The sequence below is a fragment of the Proteus sp. G2609 genome, from assembly GCF_963896135.1.
Classification (GTDB): Bacteria; Pseudomonadota; Gammaproteobacteria; order Enterobacterales; family Enterobacteriaceae; genus Proteus; species Proteus mirabilis.
In genome coordinates this window covers 225222-242917 of the sequence record NZ_CAWQNB010000030.1, presented here as the reverse complement: position 1 = coordinate 242917, position 17696 = coordinate 225222, and the positions used below count along the sequence as shown (strand labels likewise).

16 protein-coding genes and 1 pseudogene are annotated in these 17696 nt (G+C 36.4%); 6 read left to right on the top strand and 11 right to left on the bottom strand.

What is annotated here, in order from left to right:
* Positions 1-46: 46 nt before the first annotated feature.
* Entirely contained in the window at positions 47-2299 is a 2253-nt protein-coding gene (locus AACV01_RS10060) for a tail fiber/spike domain-containing protein (protein WP_161682804.1), read from the top strand.
* A 29-nt stretch (positions 2300-2328) separates the two neighbouring features.
* On the opposite strand, the gene AACV01_RS10055 is transcribed toward AACV01_RS10060, so the two are convergent.
* The gene (locus AACV01_RS10055; RefSeq protein WP_161682802.1) at positions 2329-3330 is read right to left on the bottom strand and encodes an acyltransferase; all 1002 of its coding nucleotides are present in this window, start codon (positions 3328-3330) and stop codon (positions 2329-2331) included.
* Positions 3331-3392: 62 nt separating this feature from the next.
* Positions 3393-3623, bottom strand: a complete 231-nt coding sequence (locus AACV01_RS10050) for a DNA polymerase III subunit theta (protein ID WP_161682800.1) — start codon at positions 3621-3623, stop codon at positions 3393-3395.
* Positions 3624-4066: 443 nt separating this feature from the next.
* On the opposite strand from AACV01_RS10050, the gene AACV01_RS17860 reads away from it, so the two are divergent.
* Positions 4067-4243, top strand: coding sequence for a phage tail fiber protein (locus tag AACV01_RS17860; protein ID WP_442956611.1), 177 nt, complete (start codon positions 4067-4069; stop codon positions 4241-4243).
* An 86-nt stretch (positions 4244-4329) separates the two neighbouring features.
* On the opposite strand, the pseudogene AACV01_RS10045 reads toward AACV01_RS17860, so the two are convergent.
* Positions 4330-5021: pseudogene (locus tag AACV01_RS10045) on the bottom strand (fimbrial protein).
* A gap of 402 nt (positions 5022-5423) precedes the next feature.
* Between AACV01_RS10045 and AACV01_RS10040 the strand changes: the two are divergent.
* Positions 5424-6095 carry a DUF7424 family protein gene (locus AACV01_RS10040; RefSeq protein ID WP_004244239.1) on the top strand — a complete coding sequence of 224 codons (672 nt, stop codon included), beginning with the start codon at positions 5424-5426 and terminating at the stop codon, positions 6093-6095.
* A gap of 190 nt (positions 6096-6285) precedes the next feature.
* Here AACV01_RS10040 and AACV01_RS10035 read toward each other — a convergent pair whose 3' ends face one another.
* Both AACV01_RS10035 and AACV01_RS10030 read right to left on the bottom strand, forming a co-directional pair.
* Positions 6286-6912 (bottom strand): GrpB family protein, encoded by a 627-nt coding sequence (locus AACV01_RS10035; RefSeq protein WP_046334688.1) that lies wholly within the window; start codon positions 6910-6912, stop codon positions 6286-6288.
* Positions 6913-7066: 154 nt separating this feature from the next.
* Complete coding sequence (locus tag AACV01_RS10030) at positions 7067-7777, bottom strand: fimbrial protein (protein ID WP_020946056.1); 711 nt, start codon at positions 7775-7777, stop codon at positions 7067-7069.
* Positions 7778-8208: 431 nt separating this feature from the next.
* On the opposite strand from AACV01_RS10030, the gene AACV01_RS10025 reads away from it, so the two are divergent.
* Positions 8209-8544, top strand: coding sequence for a metalloregulator ArsR/SmtB family transcription factor (locus AACV01_RS10025; RefSeq protein WP_036970101.1), 336 nt, complete (start codon positions 8209-8211; stop codon positions 8542-8544).
* 75 nt (positions 8545-8619) lie between these two features.
* Positions 8620-9909, top strand: a complete 1290-nt coding sequence (locus AACV01_RS10020) for an arsenic transporter (RefSeq protein ID WP_046334714.1) — start codon at positions 8620-8622, stop codon at positions 9907-9909.
* Positions 9910-10039: 130 nt separating this feature from the next.
* Here the strand turns inward: AACV01_RS10020 and AACV01_RS10015 are convergent, their stop codons facing one another.
* Complete coding sequence (locus tag AACV01_RS10015) at positions 10040-10927, bottom strand: PhzF family phenazine biosynthesis protein (RefSeq protein ID WP_046334687.1); 888 nt, start codon at positions 10925-10927, stop codon at positions 10040-10042.
* 604 nt (positions 10928-11531) lie between these two features.
* On the opposite strand from AACV01_RS10015, the gene AACV01_RS10010 reads away from it, so the two are divergent.
* Entirely contained in the window at positions 11532-12947 is a 1416-nt protein-coding gene (locus tag AACV01_RS10010; RefSeq protein WP_004248621.1) for an NAD(P)/FAD-dependent oxidoreductase, read from the top strand.
* 88 nt (positions 12948-13035) lie between these two features.
* Here the strand turns inward: AACV01_RS10010 and AACV01_RS10005 are convergent, their stop codons facing one another.
* The 5 genes from AACV01_RS10005 to AACV01_RS09985 form a co-directional block, all read right to left on the bottom strand.
* Entirely contained in the window at positions 13036-13617 is a 582-nt protein-coding gene (locus tag AACV01_RS10005; protein WP_004244223.1) for a DJ-1/PfpI family protein, read from the bottom strand.
* A 5-nt stretch (positions 13618-13622) separates the two neighbouring features.
* Positions 13623-14261 carry a bifunctional 4-hydroxy-2-oxoglutarate aldolase/2-dehydro-3-deoxy-phosphogluconate aldolase gene (locus AACV01_RS10000; RefSeq protein ID WP_004244222.1) on the bottom strand — a complete coding sequence of 213 codons (639 nt, stop codon included), beginning with the start codon at positions 14259-14261 and terminating at the stop codon, positions 13623-13625.
* Positions 14242-15213: a sugar kinase gene (locus AACV01_RS09995; RefSeq protein ID WP_020946053.1), complete on the bottom strand. Its 972-nt coding sequence runs from the start codon at positions 15211-15213 to the stop codon at positions 14242-14244. The genes AACV01_RS10000 and AACV01_RS09995 overlap by 20 nt, the downstream gene beginning before the upstream one ends.
* Positions 15210-16064 carry a tagatose bisphosphate family class II aldolase gene (locus tag AACV01_RS09990; protein WP_004248618.1) on the bottom strand — a complete coding sequence of 285 codons (855 nt, stop codon included), beginning with the start codon at positions 16062-16064 and terminating at the stop codon, positions 15210-15212. Before AACV01_RS09990 ends, AACV01_RS09995 begins: the two co-directional genes overlap by 4 nt.
* Before the next feature lie 114 nt (positions 16065-16178).
* Positions 16179-17654, bottom strand: coding sequence for a DUF2264 domain-containing protein (locus AACV01_RS09985; RefSeq protein WP_161682798.1), 1476 nt, complete (start codon positions 17652-17654; stop codon positions 16179-16181).
* Between the last annotated feature and the right edge of the window lie 42 nt (positions 17655-17696).

Genomic DNA, 17696 nt, shown 5'->3' with positions numbered 1-17696 from the left:
TCAATCATAGCCAGCCTAAGTGCTGGCTTTTTTATTGGGAAAGATTATGTCTACAATTCCAACACAAAATCCAGTTCCAAGTGAAGCACCGCGCGACCTGAAATATAACTCAGGCAAAGTTGACGAGTTCGTTACGTCAAATAATCACTTTTACACTGACCGTTTTGGTAAAAATCATTATACAATAGATGGCATTAACTATTTATCAAAACAGGCAATGCTTAACTATGGCTATATCACGAAGAGGTCTTTTGAGTCGGGTAATACCATCATCAATCCTAACGATGTTCTTCTCTGGGAAAGTAATGGCGAATACTACAGATGGGATGGCGAACTCCCCAAAGTAGTTAGCGCTGATTCAACACCAGAGTCAGCGGGAGGAATTGGCGAAGGAAAGTGGAAAAGCATTGGGGATGCAACACTAAGAAGTGAACTATCTTCTAATGAAGGACTTTCCCTTATCGGAGAATCTAGTGGAATAAACGCTCAAGAGGCCATAGATAATATAAAGGAGAGATACTTATTAGGTTATCAAAATCATCCTCATATTAATATCCCCACCTTGATAGCTTCCACTCCTGCCATGGAAACTAGCGAGCTTATTTTCGGGAAAAATAACTCTCTTAATGAGCTTATTGAATTAATCGTTAAACCAAATAAAGTTGATGATATTGATGTTTATATACACGGGGATTTGGCGTCAAAAGTTAATACATCACAAGCAGCAACTCATGTTGTGTACGGCGGGTGCGACAACCTAGATCGTAGTGGTTATATAAATATTCCATCAGGCGCTGATATTATTAATCAGTCTGATGATAAGTTGCACGTCAGGTTAGATATTAGCTCGCTAACAAAAGATTACTTAGCATTTAGTTATAGAAATCAACCTAACTCAACCTCAACGCAAAAAATATTAAAAATCATTGTAAAGCAGTCTGGGTCAGTGATCGCCAGAACGCAATTTGATTTTATTGGTAGTAGTGATGATTGGAAACCATCTGGAACATCAACTAAAAATATCAACTTTAACAATGAATTCGCTCAGCGATTACAAATTGATAGAAATGTTTCAAGATTAAAATCATCAGGAATACTCAAAATTTCCCCAGATGGTGCAGATAGATACAAAGGGGATAATTTTGGACTTAAATTTGCCTATAATGTTATTCGACCATCATTTATGGCTAATATTAAGGAGATTCAAGTAACTGCGGGAGAATATAAAGAAGGTGGAATATCGCAGGCTTTCCTTATTAATTCACCAACAAGAATTATTTCTATTGGAGGATATGCGGATATTTATCTTGGTCAATATCCATCCACGGATAGTTGGGTGCAAATACAATCATCGCCAAGATATACCTTTAGCGCCCCTTACGATTGGAAAACCAATCCTGATCTTGGGGTTCAGAATGGAACTAAACAGCCTTACCTTGGGGTAGAGGTGCCTATCTGGAAAACTAAATCAATGAGAAGTTACAAGCTTAAGCAAGTTGGATCTAAGTCACTTGTGTTAAGTACTGATTTTAGCTACTGGTATGATTGGGAAAATAAAACCATTTATTGGTCATTTGGTAAGGAGAACGATACCGCTTATATCTTTATCTCTGAATCTGATTATGGGCTAAATATTGAGTCTAGCGTTGTCTGCTCGATGCATGGGGTTCGTTTTTATGGGTGCAAGGATAATCCTGTACGTGCTAATTCTGGAACTTACCTGCCATTTAAGAGAGGTGGTGGATTGCTATCATTACACAACTGCGAAGTTCATGGTAGTTACACTGGTAATGGGTTCGCTACCAGCAATATCGATTCCGAGTTAATTAACTGTAAATCATTCAGTGTGAATAATGACGGTTTTAACGCTCATAGCGCTGGAATTATGAATATTGTTGGCGGAGGCGCGTATCATTCAGGTGACGATGGGGTATCGCCACATGAAGACTGTGTTTTATATATGAAAGATGTTGACTTGCATTACTCATACGCAGGAAACGCAACGATAGCATTTGGCGCTAGATCCTATGGGTATCGACTATCATCAATTGCAGCTAACGAATTATCATCTAAACCCTACTCAGGTACATTATCCTGCATTTCTGGTCAAGGCAGGAATGCGACAGCTTTTTTTGATGAGTGTTATACTGATGCTAGAGGGGTTGCTCCTAGTGAATATTATGCTCAAAGCCAAGAGCAAGGAAAGATAGCAACATTAAACATCAGTCGCAGAAGAAGAGCTTCTGATATCGAAAATAGTGTCATTGGTGGTGACGATACCAGTATAAACATTTCTTAATAACAGCGCCCAAGAGGGCGCTATTTTCTTTAAGACACAAAACTTTTCCTATCAATCTTCTTAACAACAAGAGAGAATACTAAACTAGAAAATAATACTATAATAGTTATAGTTGGGATCATGATTATAGCGCTCATATTTTGGTACGGCAGGAGCTTTTTGATTACAGCTAATATAAACGCGTGTATGCCAAATATAGCTAATGAATTTGACGATATTAAAGAAATAATTCTATTTTGTTTCTCAAATCCTATCTTCATTAACAAAATAAATGCCGTTATCGACAAAAGGAAAACAAGTGGTGAGGTGTAAGAGTAGAAATCGAACTGCTTATTCAATCCCATGTTAAATGATAGGGAGTTCAGGTAGAAAATAGATAGAGTTGCAAGAACAATAATTAAAATAAGTGATGTTACACTCATGCTAATAATTTTTATTTTGCTTAGTGCGCCACCAATCACAGCATAGAAGAACAAGTAGAAAAATTGCCCATCTATCATTAGGAATAAACTCACATCTAACCCAGCTGTAAACTTAATGAGGTTTGCCGTTTCTGGATTTGCAATTATGAAAATAAAGAATAGAGATAAAATTAACCCTTTATTACTTACAACTCTACAACTGATTATGTATGAGATTGCATAGATCACTATTAATGGGTAAAAGAACCATAAGTGATAAAATGACGGTGATGAGAAGAAATTAAACTCATCATATGATGAGTTTGGAAACACTTTTTTTGTAGTTAGGTAAAAAATGAGAGCTATAAGGCTGTAAAATAGTAACGAGAAAATTAACCTTAGAAAATTTTTTGCTTTTGGTTTTTTATCTGAAAAGAAAAAATATCCAGAAATCATAAAAAATAAAGGAACACACATTCTTGAGAATGAATCAAACAGGTTTGCCACTTCCCAGTTTAATGTAGATATTTTCCCATAATTGTTTATATAAAATGAAGACGTATGCAGTACTATTACTAGTACACAGGCAATAGCTCTGATGTAATCTATCCAAATAATTCTATTTTTCATATAAGTCCCAACGGAATTTCTTGATTTGGTGATCATAAATTATTTATTGATATTTTCAATTATTACTCAACCTTCAAATACTGCACAGAATTCGCATCTGGCAACTTCTTACTTCTCTCACGATAAAACGCTAATCGTTCATTAAAGTACGCTCTCAAATGTGCTGGTTGTTGTCGTTCAACTTCGGACACAACAACTGGCATATTGAGTCGCTCTTTGTATGCGACACCTGAAGCGGCCAAATCGACATTCACTTTGTCTTTTTCTTCTTGAGTTAGGTTTGCGAGGTTCATAACGGATCCTGTTAGTTTTTGGAGAGTATAGCAAGGTGGGGGAATTAATGGGACGGATTTGGGACAAGCAACATGAAGTAGCATAAGACAACTTCAAGTAACTTTAGGTAAGGTGGGACGTGTGAACGCTTGGTGAGACTGTATTTAGTTGATATTAAAGCATAATTCTACGCTCTTCTAAGCCGTAGGTCACAGGTTCGAATCCTGTAGGGCGTACCATTTAAAATCAACACCTTATGCAGATTTTTAAAAAAATCTGCGAGAGATGTGGGTCAAGTAACGGGTCAATTAGCATTAGCGTTTTTCACTTCTAACCCACTCTTCATAGACATGCTCTGGCTAATCTAAAAATGTGCCGGTTTTCGTTTTTTATGGCCTTGGAAACTCCTTTCTCTTTGCATACATTATCCATAACGTAGTTTTGCTTTTCTCTGTTAATTAAATTGGGCTGTGTTGATAACGGTATTGAAATTCCACTCGATGTTAATAAACAGTCACTTATTTGGGACGACTCTGCAGTTATAGAGGACGGTTCTATTCTCGTGAAAATGCGTGAGATAGAAGAAGCACAGAAAGCGGAAAAAATGCAGACGGAAAGAAGAGGAAGAAAGCTAGGATAGCATAAATAACATTCATTCATATTAATATAAAAAGATAATCACAATATAATAAATATTTATATTGTGATTATCAATTATTCTAAAAATTAGACACCAAAGTTAAAAGTGAGAACAGCCTCCCCGATAAAATCTAAACCATTAGATAAATCTATTCCTTTTTTACTTAATTCATCTTTAGATAAAATAAAGGTGCCATTTGAATTACCATGCCTGAAATTTGATTGGAAAACTTCACCTGGAATTAGAGCCAGGGCGTTTTTATCAACGCCTGATTGTTGTTCTGATGTCCAACCATTAGTTGGCCCTTTGTATAGGACGTTGTTGTAGCTTTTTCCTGTAATAGCAACATCGTTTGCCCGTGAAATAAATGCTGGCTTACCATCGACCGTAGCATCACTCCATATGAAATCAGCCGCTCCAACTGTATTTTCAGGATTTGCTTTATCAACTAAATGAAACCATTCTGACGTATTATTAACACTTAATTCCGTGTCACCATAAGTATCAGACGCAACAAATGTTAAATATGTTTTTGCATCGCATTCAACCGTAACGACATTATGAGCTACAATGCCAGAGTAAGAGTAAATTTTCGATTGAGGGATAAGTGATTTATTCTTCCATAATCAAAAAGGACATCACTTTGTGTCGCCCCATTAATAGTACAAGTTGGCGGCTTAATATCACCGTTGATTTTTAAGTTAGCTACAGGGGATTTAGCCAATACTGGCGTTGACATTATAGCCAACATAGTAAGGCTAAGTAATACTTTTTTCATAAAATTATTCCTTTTTAGAGGATAAATAACAAAGAAATATTATATAATACACCTTCTGTTTATTTATTTAATGTTAAAAGAATATGTGTTTTTAATATGTCTAATTAAGAATTTCTTAAAGTGAATTTATTTTACTATCCGATATTCTTTAAAAGAAAGAATTAAAAATAGAATATTAAATTAGATGTGGTAAGTGTGGGTTTTATATTGATTAAATAAGACGTGTAATTAGATACTCTTATTTTGATGTTTTTATATTGCCATATAAATATAATTAAATTAACAAAATTTAGAACACTTATATTTAATAAAATCCTCTTCTTTATTTTTTGCTTGCTATAAGCCCTTGTGATGGTTAAATAGAATTGTAAATTTTTGTTTAATTATTATAAGGGCTTTTTGATGAAAAAAATATTTATGGTTGCCGTTATATCTTCCTTATTAGTTGGCTGTAAGGTTGATTTAGAAACGAAAATAAATACAGATAACTTATTGTCTAGTGAGCAAAATATTGTTAAAGGAGATATTAATTTCGAAGTCTCTTCATGTAATGATTTTGAAGACTCAAGGAAAGAGTCTAAATCATTGATAGAATTAAAAAATAAAGTTCCTGAGATTTTCAGAGATGCGGAATATGTTGAATGTTATAAGCAAAAACTTAATTCATTCGCCCATTTCTCAATACCTGTTGGTGTTGGCAAGGTTGAAGACGGCCAAAACACTGTTGATACGGATCTAATGGTCTTCTCTTACAAAGAGATATTGGCGGGGGTTTATGCTTCAGAAGGGGTAATTAAAAGGATCAAACAAGCAGAAAAAAATTCACATCAAAAGATGGATTTTAGTATCAGCATTATTCTTATGCCCGGTAACGTGAAAATGGATAAGGTAGTTGCGTTAGGCGTGACATTTACAGGAGATACATCTAAAAATGATCCAGTATTAATAAGCAGAATTAAATTTGGCAATAAACCACTGACTTTTAAATTATCAGATGTGTCAGTAAACCAATTAATGCAATACGGTATGGTTCCATTCTTAGTAACTCCTGAATATTTTACACTATATAAGTAACAGATATATCATCATATTAAAGCCCTTTAACGGTGAGTTGGGGCTTAATTATGATGAGTAAATAGTTAGTCATTGAGAAGTAGGCATTGGAATTAAAATAGTTTTTGGACACCTTAGAAAACCTATAAATACGGTCTAAAAAATTGATATACAGAACATCAATAACGCACTGTGCACTGATAACGGGTTATTAGTCGACAATCAATGAGGTAAAAATCTTCTGATAAATTGCATGTACAACGCTCTGTTTTTTCAGGTTATAATCTTGAGTCGTCTTTACATTATGCTTAGCAAGCTGTTTAATCGCCGCATAATTGGCTAAATCATCAGGATGTGTTGTTAACCATTGCTTGAATAATAGGTGGCGCCAATGTTCGGGACAATTTTTTCCAAATACATGTAAGTTAACCATCGGATTACTCAGTTTAAGCATACGGTGCTGATACCATGAAGGCTCACGAATAATGAGTTCATAGCCCAATGCCTCTAATTGGGGAATATAGGATGATTCATCTTTAGGATTTTCTATAATTAAATCGATATCGATTATTGGCTTAGCAACCAATCCTGCAACCGCAGTAGATCCTATGTGCTCAATTGATAATGCTATATCTGACAATGCATTCTGAATTAACGATTTTTGTTCATTAAATTGTATAAGCCAATTAGGATTATGGGGGACAATTTCAATGTGTATTTGGGCAGGTTTCCCTTTAACCCAAGGGTTTTCCGTCGGATCACCTTCTTCAAAAGTGCAAATATCCATTTTTTGTTGTGGTGTAAATTGATCTTTAAACATGACAATATCTAATCCCATAAAATATCAAAACTAACATGTTAGGTAATGATGTTACTATTATCACTTTTACCTAAGAGCTGTAAATCGATAGTTTATTAATATTGACATAAAAAGATAATCACAATACAAAAATTAATTTCATTATATTGTGATTATCAATTGTTTTTTAGGTTTAGACACCAAAGTTAAAAGTGAGAACAGCCTCGCCGATAAAATCTAATCCGTTAGAAATATCTATGCCTTTTTTATTTAATGAATCTTTAGATAAAATAAATGCAGAAGATACTTTCCCTGCTGAAATGCTGGTAGAAAAAATCTGACCTGGCATTAAATCTAAACTATTTTTATCTACATTTTCTTGTTGTTTTGTCGTCCAACCATTAGTGACTTCTTTAACTATAACAGTTTTATTATCTGAAAAACCTACCGTTGCATCATTTGCCCGGCTAATAAATGCGGGTTTTCCATCTACAGTCACATTGTACCAAACGAATAGTATTCCCCCCACGGAAGTGTCTACCTGGTCTTTATTAACCAGGTGAAATATCCCACTAGCTTTAGTTTTACTGGTTTGATCAAGATCAAGCTGACTGTTTACATAAGTATCAGTGGCTTTAAATGTAAGATAAGTGTTTGCATCGCATTCAATAGTGACGTTAGTCGAGGTTGTATTATTAGGATATATATAATTTGATGATTTAGGGATCAACGATGGACTAATTTTACCTAAATTAAAAATAACATCACTTTGTGTTGCGCCATTAATAGTACAAGTTGGTGGTTTGATATCACCATTGATTTTCAAATTAGCGATAGGCGTTTTAGCCAATACTGGCGTTGATATTACAGTCAGCATAACAAGACTGAGTAATGTTTTTTTCATATAATTATTCCTTTTTATAAAGTAGACAACAAACTAATATACATATGATACACCTTTTATTTATTTAGTTAATAATTAGTAAGTATATATTTCTAATTTCTCTAATTAAGACTTTCTTAATTTGATGTTATTTTAATAGTAGATTTCATTTAAATAATTTAAGTTGGACTTTTTATTTTTAATAGGTTGGATGTGGCAGTGAAATTATGATAAATAATGTATCTTATTTTGATTTTCTTATTTTAACCCTATGATCTTCCTATCAATATTTAATTAAATTAATAATTCATTTAAATAGAACTCGATAATAAGTATTTATTATAGGCATAATAGATAGCGACATTATGCCACAATAATGTATAACTCACATATGATTTGACGTATGTGTTTGATGGAGGTATTTTTAAGCTAAAGATCGTAAAGGGGGATACATGAAACCATTACAACTGTTTAAAATTTTAGGTGATCAAACCAGACTAGATATCGTATTGCTTTTAAAAGCATCTGGTGAGCTATGTGTTTGTGATATCTATACTGCCTTAAATTTATCGCAACCCAAGACATCTCGACACTTAGCTATGCTGAGAGAGTCGGGTCTTTTGCTCGATTCGAAGCAAGGCAAATGGGTTCATTATCGATTATCTCCTGTATTACTGCCGTGGGTGAAAAATATTATTGATATAACTTATATCACAGAGAAAAATAGAGTTGCAGATTTACTCAAGATCCTAGAGAAAAAAGAGTCTGGTCATCGTTGTTCTGTGTAAAAAATTTAACTAAATATATTCGAAAAAACATATATGATTAGGTGTGTGTGAATGCACCTTTTAAACGAGGTTGTTATGTTTGTTGCTGCATTAATTTTTGTTTTAACGATCACCTTGGTTATCTGGCAGCCGAAAGGGTTGGGTATTGGTTGGAGTGCAACGGCCGGCGCTATATTGGCACTCCTTTTTGGTGTGATCAGTTTTCAAGATATTCCGACTGTTTGGAACATTGTGTGGAATGCCACAGCGACATTTGTTGCAGTAATTATTATTAGCCTACTTTTAGATGAAAGTGGCTTTTTTGAATGGGCGGCATTACATGTTGCCAAGTGGGGGGGTGGTAAAGGAAGATTACTATTCAGTTATATCGTGCTACTTGGTGCAATGGTTGCTGCTTTATTTGCTAATGATGGTGCAGCATTGATACTAACGCCTATTGTGATTGCGATGTTACTTGCACTTGGTTTTAACAAAGGTACGACATTAGCCTTTGTTATGGCTGCCGGGTTTATCGCAGACACAGCGAGCTTGCCGCTGATTGTTTCGAACCTCGTGAATATCGTTTCTGCGGACTTCTTTAATATTGGATTTACTGAATATGCATCAATTATGGTGCCAGTCGATATTGCGGGAATTGTTGCAACGCTTGTGATGCTACATTGGTTTTTCCGTAAAGATATTCCTAACCAATATGATGTTAAAAAACTGAGTGAGCCAGCTTTAGCTATTAAGGATATGACTACGTTTAAAGCAGGTTGGCTTGTATTGTTGTTATTGCTCATTGGTTTTTTTATTTTAGAGCCATTAGGTATTCCTGTTAGTGCAATAGCGGCAATTGGCGCTTTAATTCTTTGGATAATTGCAGCCAAAGGCCGTACGATTAATACTAAAAAAGTGTTGCGTGGCGCACCGTGGCAAATCGTCATTTTCTCTTTAGGTATGTACTTGGTGGTTTATGGTTTAAGAAATGCAGGATTAACTGATTATCTTTCTGAAATACTTAATTACCTTGCTGATAAAGGGTTATGGATAGCAACAATTGGTACGGGATTTATTACCGCCTTTTTATCATCAATAATGAATAATATGCCAACGGTATTAATTGGTGCTCTATCCATTGAAGGAAGTGACGCGACAGGGGTAATTCAACAAGCGATGATTTATGCCAATGTGATTGGTGCTGATTTGGGGCCAAAAATTACACCAATAGGTAGCTTGGCAACACTATTGTGGCTACATGTTTTATCACAAAAAAATATGACGATCACATGGGGATATTATTTCAAAACAGGGATCATCATGACTATCCCTGTGCTCATTGTTACACTCGTTGCTTTAGTGCTTCGGCTTTCACTGTTTAATTAAGAGCAACACAGTGACTATCATCTGTTAAATTGTGACGTTTTGCTCTATCAACTTGTTTTGATTCGTAATAGTGGCGTTGCCAAGTGATAAATAATCATCGGTTCAACGCCACTTATTAAATATAGTATTTTTAGATCTCAATTATTTTTGTACCAATCAATGTCGCTTTTCCACCAACTTGAACGCGAGTGACGTTTTTTGCTGTCGAATCAATAAATACGTCAATTAAAGAAGAGCATTGCATTGCTCTACCTTGTTCGAACAAAAATTGCCTTTTGTTTGGCAAAAGGTGATGAACAAGATAACACCCTAAAGCACCGCTTGAGCTACCTGTGGCTGATTCTTCGTTAATGCCATAGCGTGGTGCAAAGTTTCGGCAGTGGGCAGTAATATTTTGATCATGACTAAGTTCAAAGACATGAAAGCCGATAGTATCAAATTTATGGCTTAAAGCAGCGATAGCTTGATAGTCAGGCTGTAAAGCATCTAAATAGCCAAATTGTACAGGAACAAAAATATCGTTTAATCCTGTTGAGACAATCTCTATTGGTAAATCTGTCTTTTCTATCACTTCAGGTAGAATGCCCAGCGCCTTTGCGACATCGTTAACACAAGGCCCCTTATGGGTAATAGGAAGCGTTTGTTCCATCACAATATTATCGTGATTAATGGTAACGGTTAAAATTCCTGCCTTGGTTTTTTGGCTATAATCGCCAGGTTTGAGTAACTTAAGCGATGACAGAGTGAAAAAAACCGCTAATGTTGCATGCCCACAAAAATCAACTTCTCCTTCAGCAGTAAAAAAATCTACTTTAAAATCAGTGTCATCACCCGAATAGACAAATGCCGTTTCAGAAAATCCAACTTGTTGAGCAATGGCGATTTTTTGTTCTGTCGTTAGCTTGGGAGGATTGAGAACGACTCCGGCAGGGTTGCCACCGCAATGATCACGAGTAAATGAGTTTACCAAGTATACCTTGATACTGTTTTTCATTGATTGTGCGACTTGATTTTGCATTTACTCACCGTATTTGAGGCTAACCGATTGATTTATAGTTGTTAAATAATGGGATAGCAGTACTTAATAGATAATTAATTTTGATGATGGGTAGGGCGTTATTTTTTAAGCAATTTGAATTATATAAATATCTAGTCTGAAAGAACAACACACTATTGAAATAAGCATCAATACCCATCTCTAAAATAGAGGAAAAGATTAACATTATTCCAACGTTATTTATTTGCCTGAATATTCTTTGAGCAAAAAGTGCGTTAATAGATGAAATTATATTAGCACCGCTATGATAAAAAACGCCATGATAATAGCTTTTTTAGTGAAAAATTTTGTATCAATGGTTATTTTTCTATCAGTTATTATGAACTTGATTTATATAAACCTAATAAAAATATTAAATTTTTTATTAAAAAAATTATTTTAATCCAATAAAGCCTTAAATATTAACACTTTGAATCAATTGCTTACATTTTGAATATATTAGCTCATCCATATACTATTTACCAAAAAAATAATCACAACTAGTTTACTATTGCGTTACAAATAGAATAAAATGCCGTGATTATATAATGATAATTATTCACTGCATGAAAGGAATTGTTTCGAAATGGCAATAAGTAGAAGAAAATTTATTCTTGGTGGCACAGTGGTTGCTGTTGCTGCAGGCGCTGGGATTTTAACACCTATGTTAACGCGAGAAGGGCGTTTTGTTCCTGGTACGCCGAGACATGGTTTTGTTGAGGGAACTGGCGGTCCATTACCGAAACAAGATGATGTTGTTGTAATTGGTGCGGGTATTTTAGGTATCATGACCGCGATTAACCTTGCTGAGCGTGGCTTATCTGTCACAATCGTTGAAAAAGGAAATATTGCCGGCGAACAATCATCGCGATTCTATGGTCAAGCTATTAGCTATAAAATGCCAGATGAAACCTTCTTATTACATCACCTCGGGAAGCACCGCTGGCGTGAAATGAACGCTAAAGTTGGTATTGATACCACTTATCGTACACAAGGTCGTGTAGAAGTTCCTTTAGATGAAGAAGATTTAGAAAACGTAAGAAAATGGATTGATGCTAAAAGCAAAGATGTTGGCTCAGACATTCCATTTAGAACAAAAATGATTGAAGGCGCTGAGTTAAAACAACGTTTACGTGGCGCTACCACTGATTGGAAAATTGCTGGTTTCGAAGAAGACTCAGGAAGCTTCGATCCTGAAGTTGCGACTTTTGTGATGGCAGAATATGCCAAAAAAATGGGTATCAAAATTTTCACAAACTGTGCAGCCCGTGGTTTAGAAACGCAAGCTGGTGTTATTTCTGATGTTGTAACAGAAAAAGGACCAATTAAAACCTCTCGTGTTGTTGTCGCCGGTGGTGTTTGGTCACGTTTATTTATGCAGAACCTAAATGTTGATGTACCAACATTACCTGCTTATCAATCACAGCAATTAATTAGCGCAGCACCAAATGCGCCAGGTGGAAACGTTGCTTTACCCGGCGGAATTTTCTTCCGTGAGCAAGCGGATGGAACGTATGCAACTTCTCCTCGTGTCATTGTTGCTCCGGTAGTAAAAGAATCATTTACTTACGGCTATAAATATTTACCTCTGCTGGCTTTACCTGATTTCCCAGTACATATTTCGTTAAATGAGCAGTTGATTAATTCCTTTATGCAATCAACACATTGGGATCTTAATGAAGAGTCGCCATTTGAAAAATATCGTGATATGACCGCTCTGCCTGATCTGCCAGAATTAAATGCCTCACTGGAAAAACTGAAAAAAGAGTTCCCAGCATTTAAAGAATCAACGTTAATTGATCAGTGGAGTGGTGCGATGGCGATTGCACCAGATGAAAACCCAATTATCTCTGATGTTAAAGAGTATCCAGGCCTAGTTATTAATACTGCAACAGGTTGGGGAATGACCGAAAGCCCTGTATCAGCAGAAATTACAGCAGATTTATTATTAGGCAAAAAACCTGTATTAGATGCCAAACCATTTAGTCTGTATCGTTTCTAACTCTTTTTTTTGATAAGAAATGAAAGCCCTCTAATAAACCGCTCTGTTATTAACGGCGGTTTAAAAAGAGGGCTTAGTTATTTAATATTTAGTCAAGGTAAGACAACGGCCAATGTTTAAAGTAAATGTGATTAGCTTGCCAATCTACTTTTTCTACATTGTCACTGAGCAAATATTTAGCTACCGTAAAGGCAAATTCAAAGCTAACACCTAATCCTTTGGCACTGATAAATTTCCCATCAACAACAACATCTTGGTCAAGATAATGACCATCATCATATTTATCAGCAAGTTTATCACCAGTGCTGTAATAACGACCTTCAAGAAGATGATGTGCTGCTAATACTTTTGCACCGGAAGAGCATAGAGCACAAATGTATTTGTCTTGTGCAATATGGCGTTTAATAAAATCAATCACGAGTGAATTTGCACATAGACGATCTGTACCTTTAGGACCACCGGGCATCATTACTGCGTCATAACTGTGTGTGAATTTTTCGGTTAATAGGTAATCAGCACTGATCTTAGTGTTAAAATAGGTGTTTAATACCAGTGTATCCATGCAAGAAAGTACATCTACATGAATATCAAGGCGACGCATGATATCAATAAAAACAACCGCTTCACCTTCTTCAAAACCATCAGCCAATAAAACGGCAACCTGTTTCATTTTGTTTATCCTTTATTCTTAAGTAATGAATGGATATTTTGAATATTGCGAGCAATAGTCTGTTTGTCTTGATTATCAATTGCCTCAGTAGTAGCAATCCAACTGCCACCACATGCGATAACTTGCCCGATAGCGAGGTAATCACTAACATTGTTTAGACTAATTCCTCCAGTAGGCATAAATTGAACTTGAGAGTAAGGTGCCGCCATTGCTTTTAGCATTTTTACTCCACCAGAAGCTTCTGCTGGGAAAAATTTTAGCAAGGTTAAACCCCGCTCAAGAGCAACTTCAATTTGGCTTGGGTTATTTATTCCAGGCACAATATCAATGCCATTATGAAGGCAATAATCGACGGTTTTTGGATTATAACCGGGAGAAATAACAAAGCTTGCACCCGCTTCTTTTGCTATATCAGCTTGTTGCGCTGTTAATACGGTACCCGCACAAAGAATAAGCTCAGGAAAGTGTTCTCTCATCAGCTTTATTGCTTTGGCGGCTGCTGGAGTACGAAAGGTAATTTCAGCAATAGGTAATTGATTTTGGGTTAGTATTTCACCCAGCCAAATTGCATCTTCGGCGCGATTAATTTGGATCACGGGGATCACTTTCAGTACTGAAAGTGTATCAACAATTGACTGTCTCATGGTTATCCTTGATGAGTGAATAGAATGAATCAGTGATGTTATGGGGAATAATGGCGCCATGATGTTGGATAACTAATCCTGCTAATGTATTTCCCCATAAACAACATGTAGGCAAAGGGTAGTTTTGTAGCCATGCAGCAATAAAACCAGCATTAAAAGAATCCCCGGCTGCCGTAGTGTCTATGACATGCTGTATCGGTTTGGGGCAGATATAACCGGTATTTTCACTATCAGACCAGAAAGCTCCTTTTGCTCCTAGTTTAACAATGACGTTTTTATTGCCCCATTGATGAAGGCGTTCGACAATTTTTTGCTCAGTAAGGCTGGGTTGTTGCCAGAGAGCTTGTTCATCATCTCCGGTGACTAAAGCGATATCACTGAGTCGATATAGTTTTTCGAACCACTCTTGCGCATGAGGTATTAGATCCCATAAACGAGGCCGAAAGTTTGAATCGACAATTAAGGTGAGCCCTCGCTGTTTAAGGCGGATTAATTGCGTGATTAACGCTTCTTTTCCTTTCGGCGTTAAAATGGCCAGGGAAATACCACTAAGATAGATAACACTATCGTCGGGCAAGGTATCTAGATGTGTTGCAAAACGGTTGTCCGTTGCAATATAACGTGCAGCGGCATCACTACGCCAATAATGGAAGCTACGCTCACCACAAGTATCAATTTCAATGGCATATAAACCGGGAAGTTTTTCGGGAATGGTGATCACTGACTGGCAGTTGATCCCCTCTTTTTCCCATGCTTTTTGCATTAAGGCACTGTAATTATCAGTGCCTAAACCTGTTATATATTGCGGATGTAATGTAGGAATGAGGCGCGCTAAATACAGTGCTGTATTTAATGTATCGCCCCCAAAACGCTGTTGTTGTGGCAAAAAAGGTTGGCCACTTAGCTCTATCATACATTCGCCAATAATGGCGACAGTTCTATTTATTTTCACAGTTTCCCATCACTTTTACAGACGCGAATTTTATCTGCAACCACCGCTTTCATCGCCGCTTTACCTGGCACTAGATAATGGCGAGGATCACTGGCATCAGGATTATCTAAAAAGTACTGCTTAATTGCGTTAGAGAAAGCAATTTTAAGTTCGGTTGCTACGTTAACTTTGCAAATACCTAAGTCGATACAATGACGTACATCAGTATCAGGAATACCTGACGCGCCATGTAGTACTAAAGGGATCTCTGTTTTTTGGCGGATGGCATGTAGACGATCAAAATCAAGATGTGGTTCATGTTTATACATACCATGTGCTGTACCAATCGCCACCGCTAATGAGTCAATTCCCGTGGCTTTGATAAATTGTACTGCTGAATCAGGATCGGTAAATAGCGCATCTTTCGCATCAACGATTAAATCATCTTCTTGCCCACCAAGACGACCTAATTCAGCTTCTACGGTGCAATCCCAATAATGGCAGAAATTGACGACCTCTTTAACCAGGCGAATATTTTCTTCAAAAGGAAAATGAGAAGCATCGATCATGGCTGATCGCACCCCCGAAATCACCTTATTGCAAATATCAGGAATATTTTCATGATGATCTAAATGTAGTGCTACTGGGATGCGATATTGCTCAGCCGCTTGCTGGCAAATCGAAATTAAATAATCACTACCAGCATAAGCAAACGTGCTAGGTGTGCCTGCTAAGATCACAGGTGATGCCATTTCAGCCGCAGTTTCCATTACCACTTGGATAGTTTCCAAGTTATGAATGTTAAAAGCGGGCACAGCATAGTTTTCATGCTGTGCTTTATTGAGCATATTACGAGTAGAAACCAGATACATGTTTGCCTCTCATCTTTCGTTTAATTACGATTAATAATAAACGAAAGAAATAGAAAGGTAAAAGATCTAAATCACATTTTTATTCCCTTCGCACCGAAAGCAAATGAAAATAAGTCAGAAGAAATGTGTCATTTTAGAACTGTAACTGGTGACTCCTTTGCGTAATAGGTTGTTTTTAGGGCGTCTTGATTGTCCAATTACAGTTTCTGTGATTTTTTGTACTCGCGTTTGTTTTTCTAAACGGCGAGTTAAAGGTGATTGTTGTTGTGTATAATCCTCTCGAAAAATAACACTGACTTCTTGTGTTGCTTTCACCCCGATAATTGATGCTTGGATAGCGGGTATTTCGAAACGAAAGTCATTTTTTTCGATAGGTAAAGGAAGTGATGGTGCTTGCCATAAATTAATACGATCAGCACAATAAAGAGCGATAATGACAGCCCGTAATGACCAAAAAGAGCTTGCTGGACCACTGTAATTATCAACTAAACGAGCATCATGATTAAATAGCCCTTGAGTGGGAGCGCCATTTTTGAGTGCACCTTGAGAAATAAAATAACGTAAGCTACTTTCAAAAGCCCGTTTAGCCTCTCCAACTTTGACAAAAGGGCATTGTAAATCAACGCCTGCGAGTAATGGCGCAGAAACAGCAAGACGATAACAAGCACTACGACCAAAAAAAGGAATACCTTTTGGGGTGATAAAATAAAGGTAGTGTTGATTAAAATTATTCAGGGATTGAGTAATAAAATCATGATCAAATTGTGGATCAATTTGCGCTAGCCAATAAAGAGAATAATAAAACCCCCACGCATTGTAGTAATCATAATTACCTTTTGCCCCATCACGAAACCATCCATCACCGACATAAAATTCTTTTAATCTTTCATAACGCCAATGGGCAATGGTATCTTTACCTGTCAGTGCTTTAATAACAAATTGGACGGTTAGTGGAAAAAAATGCCAGTTATTATCAACAATTTCGCAGTGATTAACTTGTTCAAACCAGTTAATTATTTGCTGTTTGATCTCCGAAGATAACGTATCCCAAACCCATTCACGGCTGATCCAAAGAGTAAGAGCGAGATCAGATGCCTCACAAATTCGTTGATCGTAATTTTCAAGTTTTCCCCAATAGCCTTTATGAAGAGGATCTGTTCCATGAATAAAGCTTTGTTTTATCATTGAGGGTAAATGGTAAATTTGCTGGTTTAAACCTAGTAATGTGCTTTTTTTGCTATTTACTGTCCATGCGGCAAGTAAAGGAAGTACTCGACTGACCCCTTCTAGCGCATCGGTTCTGACGGTTTGTTGACCAGGACTACCGGGGTAATAGGCATGGGAATAACCCCAAACCTGATAGTGATGAAAAGCTTCTGTAATATACTGAGTAAGTCTTTCACAGAGCGAAAAAAGAGTGTGTGTCTCATCCTTAAAAAAGTCAGCAATAGCATTATCATGACGGTGATAAGCCGATTTTCTGACTAATCGCCGGATTATATTTTCTTTAAATAAGCGTTGATAAATTTTTACATCAGGGTGCTCATAAGGCAGTTTAGGCCGTGGTTTAGATGCAATTTCAATAACCATTTTCGTATCTCAGAAAAAAGACGCATCCTTGCGAAACAAAAC

Coding starts and splice junctions, on each gene's coding strand:
- AACV01_RS10020 (WP_046334714.1), top strand. CDS start 8,620: ATGTTTGTTGCTGCATTAATTTTTGTTTTAACGATCACCTTGGTTATC.
- AACV01_RS09985 (WP_161682798.1), bottom strand. CDS start 17,654: ATGGTTATTGAAATTGCATCTAAACCACGGCCTAAACTGCCTTATGAG.
- AACV01_RS10055 (WP_161682802.1), bottom strand. CDS start 3,330: ATGAAAAATAGAATTATTTGGATAGATTACATCAGAGCTATTGCCTGT.
- AACV01_RS10010 (WP_004248621.1), top strand. CDS start 11,532: ATGGCAATAAGTAGAAGAAAATTTATTCTTGGTGGCACAGTGGTTGCT.
- AACV01_RS10050 (WP_161682800.1), bottom strand. CDS start 3,623: ATGAACCTCGCAAACCTAACTCAAGAAGAAAAAGACAAAGTGAATGTC.
- AACV01_RS10035 (WP_046334688.1), bottom strand. CDS start 6,912: ATGGGATTAGATATTGTCATGTTTAAAGATCAATTTACACCACAACAA.
- AACV01_RS10025 (WP_036970101.1), top strand. CDS start 8,209: ATGAAACCATTACAACTGTTTAAAATTTTAGGTGATCAAACCAGACTA.
- AACV01_RS10000 (WP_004244222.1), bottom strand. CDS start 14,261: ATGAGACAGTCAATTGTTGATACACTTTCAGTACTGAAAGTGATCCCC.
- AACV01_RS10015 (WP_046334687.1), bottom strand. CDS start 10,927: ATGCAAAATCAAGTCGCACAATCAATGAAAAACAGTATCAAGGTATAC.
- AACV01_RS10040 (WP_004244239.1), top strand. CDS start 5,424: ATGAAAAAAATATTTATGGTTGCCGTTATATCTTCCTTATTAGTTGGC.
- AACV01_RS10060 (WP_161682804.1), top strand. CDS start 47: ATGTCTACAATTCCAACACAAAATCCAGTTCCAAGTGAAGCACCGCGC.
- AACV01_RS10005 (WP_004244223.1), bottom strand. CDS start 13,617: ATGAAACAGGTTGCCGTTTTATTGGCTGATGGTTTTGAAGAAGGTGAA.
- AACV01_RS10030 (WP_020946056.1), bottom strand. CDS start 7,777: ATGAAAAAAACATTACTCAGTCTTGTTATGCTGACTGTAATATCAACG.
- AACV01_RS09990 (WP_004248618.1), bottom strand. CDS start 16,064: ATGTATCTGGTTTCTACTCGTAATATGCTCAATAAAGCACAGCATGAA.